General features: G+C 45.9%; 7 protein-coding genes and 1 pseudogene. 6 read left to right on the top strand and 2 right to left on the bottom strand.

The annotated features are described in order from the left end of the window. Nucleotides 1–243 (top strand): annotated as a pseudogene (locus B5D20_RS13105) (group II intron reverse transcriptase/maturase); the annotation flags it as partial. 180 nt (nt 244–423) lie between these two features. Here B5D20_RS13105 and B5D20_RS13100 read toward each other — a convergent pair. After that, nucleotides 424–633 carry a transposase gene (locus tag B5D20_RS13100; RefSeq protein ID WP_278308391.1) on the bottom strand — a complete coding sequence of 70 codons (210 nt, stop codon included), beginning with the start codon at nt 631–633 and terminating at the stop codon, nt 424–426. A gap of 194 nt (nt 634–827) precedes the next feature. Between B5D20_RS13100 and B5D20_RS13095 the strand changes: the two genes are divergently transcribed. From B5D20_RS13095 to B5D20_RS13945, 3 genes are read left to right on the top strand one after another with little or no spacing between them, the layout of a single operon-like run. Then, nucleotides 828–1,205 (top strand): GntR family transcriptional regulator, encoded by a 378-nt coding sequence (locus B5D20_RS13095; protein WP_078666656.1) that lies wholly within the window; start codon nt 828–830, stop codon nt 1,203–1,205. Beyond that, entirely contained in the window at nt 1,202–2,098 is an 897-nt protein-coding gene (locus B5D20_RS13090; RefSeq protein ID WP_078666655.1) for an ABC transporter ATP-binding protein, read from the top strand. The genes B5D20_RS13095 and B5D20_RS13090 overlap by 4 nt, the downstream gene beginning before the upstream one ends. Then, a complete protein-coding gene (locus tag B5D20_RS13945; RefSeq protein ID WP_078666654.1) occupies nt 2,076–4,181 on the top strand; it encodes a DUF6449 domain-containing protein in 2,106 nt (701 codons plus the stop codon). Before B5D20_RS13090 ends, B5D20_RS13945 begins: the two co-directional genes overlap by 23 nt. A 79-nt stretch (nt 4,182–4,260) precedes the next feature. On the opposite strand, the gene B5D20_RS13080 is transcribed toward B5D20_RS13945, so the two are convergent. Further along, a complete protein-coding gene (locus tag B5D20_RS13080; protein WP_159071802.1) occupies nt 4,261–5,163 on the bottom strand; it encodes a selenium metabolism-associated LysR family transcriptional regulator in 903 nt (300 codons plus the stop codon). Nucleotides 5,164–5,290: 127 nt separating this feature from the next. On the opposite strand from B5D20_RS13080, the gene B5D20_RS13075 reads away from it, so the two are divergent. Both B5D20_RS13075 and B5D20_RS13070 read left to right on the top strand, forming a co-directional pair. Continuing rightward, complete coding sequence (locus tag B5D20_RS13075) at nt 5,291–5,983, top strand: 4Fe-4S binding protein (protein WP_159071803.1); 693 nt, start codon at nt 5,291–5,293, stop codon at nt 5,981–5,983. Next, the gene (locus B5D20_RS13070) at nt 5,980–6,312 is read left to right on the top strand and encodes a CGGC domain-containing protein (RefSeq protein WP_078666651.1); all 333 of its coding nucleotides are present in this window, start codon (nt 5,980–5,982) and stop codon (nt 6,310–6,312) included. Before B5D20_RS13075 ends, B5D20_RS13070 begins: the two co-directional genes overlap by 4 nt. The last annotated feature ends 768 nt before the right edge of the window (nt 6,313–7,080 follow it).

Below are 7,080 nucleotides of genomic sequence, written 5' to 3'. Positions count from 1 at the left end.
GGGTGGCTAAGGCGAAGGCTACGGATGTGCGTCTGGAAACAATGGAAACGTGTCCGAACCCGATACCGTGAACTGCGGGCCCTGGGCCTACCGGAGCGAGTAGTCCACATAATGGCTAATGCCCGTAAAGGCTACTGGCGTATGTCTCGACAATTAAATAACGCCCTGAACAATGCCTACTGGCAAAGTCAGGGCTTGAAGAGTTTAACTGAACGTTATCATCGCATTCGTCAAGCTTGGTGAACCGCCGTATACCGAACGGTACGTACGGTGGTGTGAGAGGACGGGGGTTAATCACCCCCTTCTACTCGATTGTTTTGCGAGCTGGCTCCCTAATTTTGACACATACTCCTAATCTCAAGTTTTCATACCTGTTCAGAGTTCTGGCAGCATCTGTTTGATTTTCCTTATCACGAAGAATAGCTATTTCCCGTCTTTTTCACCAAGAAGTTTCTTTAGCTGCTCATTTTCCTTAGCAAGCTGCTTGTAATCAGGATAAATTTCATTAATAGTTGAATGACCCACTGACACAGATTGATGTTTGCCTTGTTTGTATTCTCTTGGCCAGCGGCTGACCATATTAGGATTCAGCTCATGCCTTCTTGCTATTATGGCATTATTTCCTGTTTCCAGCGCATCCTTAATGACTAATATCGCCTCCTAACATTTTTTAAACTATTAGTCGCAGTGTCCAAATTAGTTAGGGAGATAAAAAGGCAACCAGAAAAAATCCCGATTTACAAACTGGAAAAATAGTGCTAATATATAGTTAGCTGTATTATGTGTATTAATACGGATAGTGGGCCTGAGAAAGGAAGGGAATAAGGATGCTTCAACTGGATTTCAGGAGCAGGATGCCGGTTTATGAACAGCTTACGGAAAAAATCAAAGAGCTCATCGTCCATAACGTCCTGAAGAGCGATGAGCAGCTCCCTTCAGTCAGGGAACTGGCCCTTGAGCTTACTGTCAATCCCAACACCATTCAAAAAGCTTACCGGGAACTGGAACGCCAGGGTTATATCTATTCCATCCCGGGGAAAGGGAGTTTTGTTACGCCCAAAGAGAAAATTGACAACAGCCGGCGTCGAGAAGAACTTATGGAACAACTGAAAAAGGTAATTGCCGAATTGTTGTACCTGGGGGTTCCCGCCGAGGAAATCCGGGAGACTGTTGAAAAAACCAGAAAAGGGGGAAAGGGTACATGATTGAAGTAAGACAGCTGGTCAAGAAGTTTGGCAAACTTGAGGTGCTCAAAGGCCTGGACCTGAATGTGCACAAAGGGTCGATCTACGGGCTGGTGGGAGCCAATGGAGCCGGAAAGACTACCTTGCTCAAGCTAATTGCTGGTATTTACCGGCCGGACCAAGGAAGCATCCTGGTGGAGGGACAGCAGGTCTTCGAAAACTACCGGGTAAAGGAGAACATAATCTTTATCCCCGATGATCTCTTTTATTTTAGCCAGTATTCGATCAGGGAGACAGCGGATTTTTTCCGACAGGTTTATCCGACCTGGGATGAAGACAGGTTTACTGAACTGACGGAGGTTTTTGGCATTGATGTTAAACGCCGGGTAACCAGGCTGTCCAAAGGGATGAAGCGGCAGGTCGCTTTCTGGCTGGCTCTCTCCGTCAAGCCCCGGGTGCTTATCCTGGATGAGCCTCTAGATGGGCTGGACCCCATGATCCGCAGCAGGGTCAAAAAATTGCTGCTGGCCGATGTAGCTGAGCGTGAAATGAGCATACTCATTTCCTCCCATAACCTGCGGGAACTGGAGGATATCTGCGACTATATGGGGATTCTTCACGACGGCAGAATAATCATAGAGAGTGAGCTAGACACCTTAAAACGAGGGATTAGTAAGGTTCAGATCGCTTTTTCGGAAGGGACACCGGAAGAATTGCTAAAGGCAGAAAACATTTTGTACCACGAAAAGAGAGGTAGTGTTCACCTGTTGATTATGCGGGGAGATGAGCAGGCCATTAAAACCCAGGTGCAAGCTTTTAATCCCCTGCTGCTGGATGTGTTGCCGTTAACTTTTGAAGAAATCTTCGTATACGAGATGGGAGGGGTTGGCTATGACATCCGGAATATCCTCTAGTAAATGGGTTGTGTTTAAAAGCGCGGTGAAGAGGTTCAAATGGCTGGGCATCCTCTATGCCGTGGCATTGTTTCTAGAACTGCCTCTGGTTTTATGGATGGAGCTCAACAGAGAAAAATCCATTCAGGGAAATCTCTGGGCCGAGGTTGCCGGTAAAAGTTTCCAGTCCCAAATCTTGTTCCACCCTGTTGCGCACCTTACCAGCATAGCCGTGGCGGTGATTTTCGGGTTGATACTGTTCTATTACCTGCAAAATGAACGGGCCAGCACCTTTTTCCATAGCCTGCCCATTAAACGGTGGTCCCTTTACTGGCAAAACCTCCTGGCGGGGTTGACCCTGATCTGGCTGCCGATCTTGATTAACGGGCTGTTGCTATACGGAGTTATGGCTGTTTTTGGAGTGACGGAAGTCCAGTGGCCCAATCATTATGCATATGACCCGTTAATGGAGACGGTTGATGCCAATCTTGCCAATGCCGTTTCCGTCGGTAAGCTTTTTGCTTTCTGGTTGTTCCTGAATTTATTAATGACCGGATTGTTCTATATATTTACCGTGTTTGTTGGCATGCTCACCGGCAATGTGCTGCTCCAGGGAGCATTAACCTTTATTGGCCTGATCCTGCCTTTAGGACTGTATTTACTGATAAAATTCAACCTGTGGAAGTTGTTATACGGTTTTCCGAGAGACATTGATGAAAGCACCGTGCTGTGGCTGTCCCCTCTGGTCAGATACCTGGATTATCAGAATTACCAGCTCCTGTTTAAATCACAGGCAGGATATATATGGTATGTGGTAGCTGCCGTGTTGTTCTGTCTGATTAGCCTTTTCCTTTACAGGAAAAGGCATGTGGAGGCTGCCGGGGAAACCCTGGCTGCCGGGTGGATACGCCGGGTATTCATATACGGAGTGGCGACCTGCGCGACTCTGACCGGTGGCCTGTACTTTAGCGCACTCAATGAAAGCAGCACCGGAGCATTATACCTGGGATATTTTATCGGCGGGGTGCTGGGTTATATCATCGCCGACATGATCGCCTATAAGTCCTTTCACTTTTATAGGAGATGGAAGGGGATGGTGGTTTTCGGCGCTGTCTTCATCGTGCTTCTCGCTTCAGTCAAACTGGACTTGTATGGCTATCAAAAATATGTCCCGGAACAGGATGAGGTAAAAGAAGTGTTCTTTAACGGCCTGAACAGGGATAGCGTACCGGCTGTCGAAAGTCTGAAAGGGCAGGACAACATCAGGCGGGTGCGTGAACTCCACCGGCAGATAATCAAGCTGGAAAAGGAGAACCGGAACCTGGAGAAATCTTTAAACAGGCCGATACCCGACGGTGCTTTCAGACCAGAAGAGCCTAGAAGGGTTATGACAGCTGATATAACTTATGTTCTGGACAGCGGCCGCAAGGTTAAGCGGACATACATGATTGACATGGACCGCTACCGTGAGTTTCTCTACCCCATATTCAATTCTGAGGAAACAAAGAGAAGTATCTACGGGCGCCTGTTCAAAACCGATGTGAAAAAGATAGACGAGCTAAATATAAGCAACTATCATCTGGGTAAAAGTGTCCGCATCTATAAACGGGCGGAAATAGACGAAGCTCTGGCGGCCCTGAAAAAGGATGTGTTAAATGTCTCTTATGAAGCAGCCGTGGAAAACAAGCGGCCAACCCTGGCGATGCTTGAATTTATCGCAAAGACAAGCTGGGAGAGTAAGTACGTTTACTATAATTTGAATTATTATGAGGACTTCAAAAACTTTACAGCTTTTCTGGAGAAACACGGTTATATGGAAGAACTGTTCCTGAACCCGGAGGATGTGTCCGAAATAATTGTGAAAAAAGCTGGTTCTGCTGAGACCGTGGCAGTGAAGGATAAGCAGAAGATAAAGGTACTCTTGAACTGGTGCAACCTGGAGGATGAGCGGGCCTACCTCATGAGGCAGCAGCAGCCGGTCAACAAAGGGATGGTTGAATATTACGGCAAAATAGTAACGAAAAAGGGCAGCCCCATCTTTGTTGTGTTTGATAGCAGCCCTTATGCTCAGCAGTTGATTTTTAAAATGATGCAAGAGAAGTAGAGGAACTGGGACAAATTAGTTTTCTTAGGCGATCTTTCTTCTCGTCGGTAACATTCCGCGAAGGGAAGATCGTCTTTTTTTATGTGCTGCATTTAGGAACCAGGTTTTCATTAACCAGGCGCAAAAAAGCCTGGACCGGAGCGGAGATTTTACTGTCCTTGTGCCGCAGTAGCTTGATTTCCCGGCGAATGGTGAGTTCGGGTATTTTGATCACCTGCAAACTGCCGGCACAGACTTCTTGATCAATTACAAACCGGGATAAGAGGGAAATACCCAGGTTGGCAGCTACAGCCTGTTTAATCGCCTCCAGGCTGCCGAATTGCATGGCGACTTTGATTTTTTTGCCCAGCAGTTGCAAACGTTGCTCCAGGGCAATCCGCGTACTGGAACCCGGCTCCCGCAAAATAAAGGGTTCGGCCAGTACTTGTTCCAGGGCAACTGTAGTTTCCCTGGCCAGGGGATGGTCTATAGCTGTAACTATTACCAGTTCGTCATAGGTGATGGTTTTAGCTTTGATTTGGGGATGAGCAATGACTTCGCCGCCACAGAAGGCGATTTCCAGCTCATGTTGCAGCAGTTTTTGCTCGATTTCCTGGGAGTTGCTAATTTCCAGCACTACTTCTATACCTGGATAGAGCTTGCGGTACTGGCCGAGAATCCGGGGCAGCACATAAATGCCGGGGGTGGTACTGGCTCCTACTAGCAAGCGGCCTTTGCCCAGGCCTTTCAAGTCCTTGAGGGCATTTTCAGCCTCTTCCAGCTGGTTGAAAATTTTACTGGTGTAATGAAATAGAGTTCGACCAGCCTCTGTCAAATAGACCTTACGGCCGAGTTTTTGGAATAATTCCAGGCCCAGCTCCTGTTCCAGATTTTTTATTTGCACAGAGATGGTAGGTTGACTGATCAACAATTCTTCCGCTGCTTTAGTAAACCCCTGGTGTTTGGCTACGGTATGAAAAACTTTAAGATAATTTAAATTCATGCTCTCACTCCTGACACATGACAAATAGTCATTGATATTATCAATTGATAACATTGAAAAGATATATTTTTATTATAGATGATTTTACTTTAAAATGAAAGTAAGCAAAAGATGGGGAGATGAGAACATGAAAGAAAAAATCAAACAGATACTGGCGAAGCGAGCCAAAATACAGTGGTTTCTGGCCCTTGGTTTCATCGCCTTGAATGGAGTATTGTTTTTCGTAACACCCAGGGCAGCCTATATTCCTTTTTTTGTCTTACCATTGATGATCATTAGTGTTTTTTTCTGGTCCCGGGCCTTTTGCGGCTGGGCCTGTCCACGGGCGGCTTTTCTGGAAAGAATTTTGAGCAAGGTAAGTTTAAACAAACCTGTACCCAAATGGATGAATTACTACTGGGTCAGTGTCCTGGTTTTCATTATTCTGATTTCCAGGGTAACTTATGTTGGCTTTACCAGGGGCTTGCTGGCTGCCGGCTTTCTACTCTGCCTAGTTCCTACCATTGGTGCTTTGGTAGTCGGCTGGTATAGTCCTAAATCCTGGTGTGCTATTTGTCCCACCGGTACTTTGCTGAAAACCCTTGATCGCTTGCAAATTGCCCGGTTTAAAATCGCAAAGGAGGGCAAATGTACCAGTTGTGGTGCGTGTGATCGGGTTTGCCCTATGGGAGTTGAACCTTCAAAAGTACCATTGAATAGTGGCATTGAGCAGATGAACTGTACCCAGTGTGCCATCTGTACAGCCAGTTGCCCGTACAACAGCTTGCATTTACCGGAAAGGCTGAACAATCATATTAAACAGGGGGTAGCGGTAAGATGAAGGTGGGAATTATTCGTTGCCAGCAAACGGAAGATATGTGTCCCGGGACTACTGATTTTGCTGTTGCCAGAGAAAACAAAGGAGTTTTTAGTACCTGTAATGAACCCGTCGAAGTGATTGGTTTTGTCAGCTGTGGGGGTTGTCCGGGGAAAAAGAGTGTAACCCGGGCGGAAATGCTGGTTAAACGGGGGGCCGAGGCTATTGTACTGGCATCCTGTATTACCAGAGGTAATCCCATTGGCTTTGCCTGTCCACACCGGGAGAGCATGATTGTGGCTATCCAAAAGAAGATTGGAAATCAGGCAGAACTCTGGGATTGGACCCACTAAGGGAAAGAGACCTTCATAAAACTGAGGAGGATTAGCATGTCAATAACTTTAGAGACTGCATTAGATGAATATAAACGACGCTACAGGCGGAAAAAAGAATATGACATACTTATCAATTTTTTTCAAAACAGGAATTTCGCTATTAATGCTGACATTATTACAAACTGGAAGACCAAATTCAGAAGGGACAATGGTCGTTACAGAATGTTAGGTGTCAATTTTGGCAAGGTGCGGATGTAATAATTGCACCAGAGCTCACAGATGAACTGCAGCAGTGGGTATCAGAAGACAACCTGGTTGTGGATTTGTCCGGCGTTAATAGTAAAACCAGAGTACTGGTAGTTTCAAGGCATGCACGAAAGATCAGTAAGCTGTTTTACGAGATACGTGAAATATTTGGTGATTATATCGATTATGGAAACAAGTATTACTTCTATAGACGGCTTGGTATGAGGGCCAACGAGTGTATTGAACAGGGCAATGATTTGCAAGCGATTTTACTTGGGATTGTTGATGAAGCGAAGAAACTAGCTTATGAATTTGAAGGCCGGATGTATTTTGCCTAATTTCTGGTAAGCCCCGTCCCGGCTACCTGGAGAAGATCCTGGTTGCTGGAAAGAGATTCAATTTCAGTCCTGAGTATATGATAGAACTGGAGGGGTGGGTCAAGAAATAATAGAGCTAATTGCGTTGTCAGAAAATCCTGACAATCCAAGGGATTAGCGAAAGGTCAAAAATAAATTTACCCCAGAAAAAGGTGTATAGAAA

This window comes from Carboxydocella sporoproducens DSM 16521, assembly GCF_900167165.1.
Lineage (GTDB): Bacteria > Bacillota.
The sequence above is the reverse complement of the archived record's forward strand: the minus strand, read 5'-3'. Positions and strand labels throughout refer to the sequence as shown.